The organism is Lentilactobacillus parafarraginis DSM 18390 = JCM 14109, assembly GCF_001435895.1.
Classification (GTDB): Bacteria; Bacillota; Bacilli; order Lactobacillales; family Lactobacillaceae; genus Lentilactobacillus; species Lentilactobacillus parafarraginis.
On record NZ_AZFZ01000111.1, the window covers coordinates 1 to 3,902 of the forward strand.

At 45.9% G+C, this 3,902-nt stretch carries 5 protein-coding genes; 3 read left to right on the plus strand and 2 right to left on the minus strand.

Translation table 11 applies throughout. The features are described from left to right. Positions 1-102 precede the first annotated feature (102 nt). Positions 103-1,662 (minus strand): hypothetical protein, encoded by a 1,560-nt coding sequence (locus tag FD47_RS13795; RefSeq protein WP_054736616.1) that lies wholly within the window; start codon positions 1,660-1,662, stop codon positions 103-105. 133 nt (positions 1,663-1,795) lie between these two features. Between FD47_RS13795 and FD47_RS13800 the strand changes: the two genes are divergently transcribed. From FD47_RS13800 to FD47_RS13810, 3 genes are all read left to right on the plus strand, one after another. Further along, a complete protein-coding gene (locus tag FD47_RS13800; protein ID WP_056980806.1) occupies positions 1,796-2,011 on the plus strand; it encodes a CsbD family protein in 216 nt (71 codons plus the stop codon). 262 nt (positions 2,012-2,273) lie between these two features. After that, complete coding sequence (locus FD47_RS13805; protein ID WP_008213014.1) at positions 2,274-2,807, plus strand: GNAT family N-acetyltransferase; 534 nt, start codon at positions 2,274-2,276, stop codon at positions 2,805-2,807. Between the two features lie 71 nt (positions 2,808-2,878). Next, positions 2,879-3,070: a hypothetical protein gene (locus FD47_RS13810; RefSeq protein WP_008213015.1), complete on the plus strand. Its 192-nt coding sequence runs from the start codon at positions 2,879-2,881 to the stop codon at positions 3,068-3,070. 101 nt (positions 3,071-3,171) lie between these two features. On the opposite strand, the gene FD47_RS13815 is transcribed toward FD47_RS13810, so the two are convergent. Beyond that, the gene (locus FD47_RS13815; RefSeq protein ID WP_235806108.1) at positions 3,172-3,855 is read right to left on the minus strand and encodes a glycosyltransferase; all 684 of its coding nucleotides are present in this window, start codon (positions 3,853-3,855) and stop codon (positions 3,172-3,174) included. Positions 3,856-3,902: the final 47 nt, after the last annotated feature.

Below are 3,902 nucleotides of genomic sequence, written 5' to 3' on the forward strand. Positions count from 1 at the left end.
AGTGTTGCACTTGATTTGACAATTGAGGAAAAAATAAAACTGCTTGGAAACTCATTTCTTTCCTATGTATAGTTGAGAAGAAATGAAGCCCAAGCAGTTTGTTTAAATTGTCACTCGTTCGCTGGCGGGCAAACTCGCCGCAAACTGACTTTGATAAAGCCAATACAGAACCCGTTTAGTTTGTTTTGGGCGATGTTCATAATCAGGATCAAGAGAGGAAAGCTGTTCATCTACCCGCATTAAATGGTTAAACGAACTCAGACTACCCGCCACCGTCAAATTTGTATGATCGTCCATGCCGCGGTCCATCAATGACTCAAAGTGCTTCACATGAATGACGGCCAAAGCACCAACGTATTCGGTGAGTGACTGAGGATTGCTGATGACGAAAGCCGGTAAATAGCCATCCCGAAAGTGCCCGTGCTCTCTAAAATATTGGAGGGCTTGATTCCGGACTAAAATATACCGCACAAAAATTGGCTGGAGAAGCTTCTCCTGCAAATGAAAGAATAATTGATCGAATACCCCATAGTTAACTGGCATTGGTTCGCCAAGCACATTTATCTGCGGCTGGTGGCGATTATCAAGTACCACCATGAACTGGCGCTGATAGTTTTGGTTTTCCGGATTTCGGGTGGTCGCCACGCCATGCAGGTCAAGAATTGGTAGCGCCGCGGCAACTGCTGAAATGCTGGTGGGAATGCCCACTTTCTCAATAATGGTGGCCTCATTTTGAACCACCGCCTTCATAATCTTCTCCGCATCCACTGATCCCGCCAATGGCAGCCCAAGCCAGTCGTAATTTGTCCTGGTCAGGGTCTTCACATAGAATGCGTGCAGACCAACCGACAGCAGCAGATTAAACAGGCCAGCGACTTGCACACTAATAAAGTGGTGAATCGCGTCCGTTAATTGAAATTCAGGTAAGGTCCCCGCCATCATCGCGGGCAAATGCACTTCGTCGGTAAAATCAGGCCCCCGGTACTCGTAATGCGTTAGGATTGGCGAATTGTCTCCAAATTGGTAACTTGATAAAAAGCCAAAATTATACTCATCAATGAGCTGTTTTGCAATCTTGCCATCAGCGGTGCTCGCTAATTTTTGAAAGGGATAAATGCCGTGCAGATACTGATCAACGTGATCAAACCAATCATTGACCAGCCACTCCGTTTGTTCGAAGCTAAGATCATCGAGTTGATTTTCAAATTCGGGAATGAATCCCCCTTCACCGGCAATTGCGTGAACAAAATGAATCACCGCCGTCCGATAGCCGGCCGTAAATGCCTGACTATCGTCCACCTGGCGTAAGTAATCGTGATAACCTGGTCCAGCCGCGCGATTCACAATTTCGGGGGTCTGCTCGCCCATGGCCCATTCGATCATAAATGTGAACTGGTCAAAAGTCACCGCCATCAGATCTTTAACGGCAATCAAGTAACCCAGTTGGCTTTGCTTGGTCAATTGGAAATCAGCTAACGCCAAGCCGGTATCCAGCGGCCGGTCAAGCGAACTATGGGCCCCGTTTGCCACCCGTTCGGCCGCGATGGCGCTTTTTGCGAAGGTGTTTTCACCAAGCAGTTTCGACGCCATTGAACCGACCAAACTAAAAAAGCCCTCAGAAGATGATTTGGTTTTATGTCCCGTACGTTCATTGGTCGTCATGCTGATCCCGCCCCTCATTTATTGACTTCATTTTACCACACCCCCCAGTCCATTATCCCAGGCATATTTTTTGCCAGTTGCCCGGTGTTTCACTTATGATAAAGATAGAAAATAAGAAAGGATGTGGATTTAAATGAGTAAGTTAAAGAACGAATCCGATAAGGTTGCCGGCAAAACCAAGGAAGGTCTTGGCGAAGCAACGGGTAATGATAAGATGGCGTTAAAGGGCAAACTCCAAAACGCAACTGGGAAGGCCAAAGAAAAGCTTGAAGAGGCCAAGGATAAGGTTGCTGAAAAGACAAACGACTTTATCAACAAGCACGAAAAGAAAGACGATGATGAAAAATAATGGGGATTTCCAATGAAACACCCACCATTACTGTAAAAGCGGTTTAGTTGCCATTCAATTTGGATGGATAACTAAGCCGCTTTTAAGTCATACAAAACCCCAATTTGACTGCTCGACAACGGATAATCCGGGCTTGATGAAAACATTAATCGGATAAATTATTTTCCGGTTGCATTCCAAAAATCCTTGGGCTATAATGCTCTTTCGTGATAAATAAATCTAATGATTGAGATTAGAAATATTCCAAAGGATGTGAGCATTGATGCCAGCAACATATTTGCGTCAAGCAACAAATCAGGATCTTCCAGAAATTAAAAAAATTATTCAAGAAGCCAAAGCATATCTCAAAAAACAAGGCATTGACCAGTGGCAGGATGGCTACCCTGCCGATGAGGATTTAGAAAATGACGTCAAATTCGGGATTACATACGTCCTGATTATTGATGGCGAAATTGCCGCTACCGCCGCCCTTCATCAGGGCCTGGATGTCAGCTACCTTGAAATCCACGATGGTGAGTGGCTCAACGGTGTTCACGGCCGATACACCGCCATTCACCGAATTGCCATGTCATCAGCCTTTCGCGGCCAGCACCTATCTGAGAAGATGATCAGCGGCCTAATTACCATTTCCAGCGTATTGGGCTACAAGGACGTCAGGATTGACACCCATCCCGATAACAAGGGCATGCAACACGTGATCACGACCAACGGCTTCACCAAACGAGGCACCATTTACATGGCCGAAACCGACGCCGAGGCATCCCCCCGGTACGCCTACCAGTTGATCATCGACTAAGACAACGTCAGGTCATTCTGGCTTTCCCACCCGGCCGTGATGTACAATATGAGTAATGAGGTGAGAATCCAATGGTACTTTCTGATACGGACGTTAAAACCGCTTTAATTACAATGTATATCATCGGCATCATTTGTTTAGGGATTATCTTTTTCTTGCTGGACCACATTAACGGCCAATTCTTTACCAAATTCTCCATTGGCCTGATCGGGATCGTCTTAGTAATGGGCGTCATTCTCGTAAATTTGTTCAGTTTAAGTTAACTAACTTCCTTGCCATAAAAGGCGGGACGAATAAACCGGACTCCAACTTGGAATCCGGTTTATCCGTCCCGCTTTTTAAGTCGTTCATTTTGGCCTCGATGTCACTTTCTTACCCCGTCCGTGATAATTTTTTCCTGCCACAGCTTACCAATTTCTGCGTCACTGAATTGTTCAGCCGTTTTTTTGGCATTCGTACCGTATTCTTCAAGCCGTTGGGGATCCTTCAATAACGCGACAATTCCCTCAGCCATTTCCTTTAACTCCCCATCACGAAACAGGAGACCATTCCAGCCGTCATGAATCACCTCCCGGGGACCATAAGGAATATCAAACGCCGCCATTGGAAGGCCAAAGCTTGCGGCCTCGGTCATCGCCAATGGTTCAACATCCGTTTCGGTCGTGGTAACAAACAGCTTTGACTCAGCGTATGCCGATTTTAAATCAACTTGGTAATCCTTAAAGTCAACGACATCCTCAATTCCCAAATTTTTTGCTTCCTGCCGGGCTGACGCTTCAGCCTCCCCATACCCATAAATTAACAATTTCAGGGTGGTCAATTTATTATGGATCTGTTGAAACATGTCAATGAGCCGAACAATCCCCTTACCATTTCCTAGTCGGCCAACGAAAATAATCTGATCTTTTTTAGAGGTGGGGGTGGTTTGGGGTCCCGGCACCGTCGCGGCGGGGATCGCAATTACCGGAACATCTGCGTGAATGATTTTTTCAACTCGGTCAGCGATATCGGCCTGTTGTGCCTTTGTGGCGACAATAATCCCACTCAATTTATCAATATTTTTCTTCCCTCAATTGTCAAGTTAAGTGCAACACT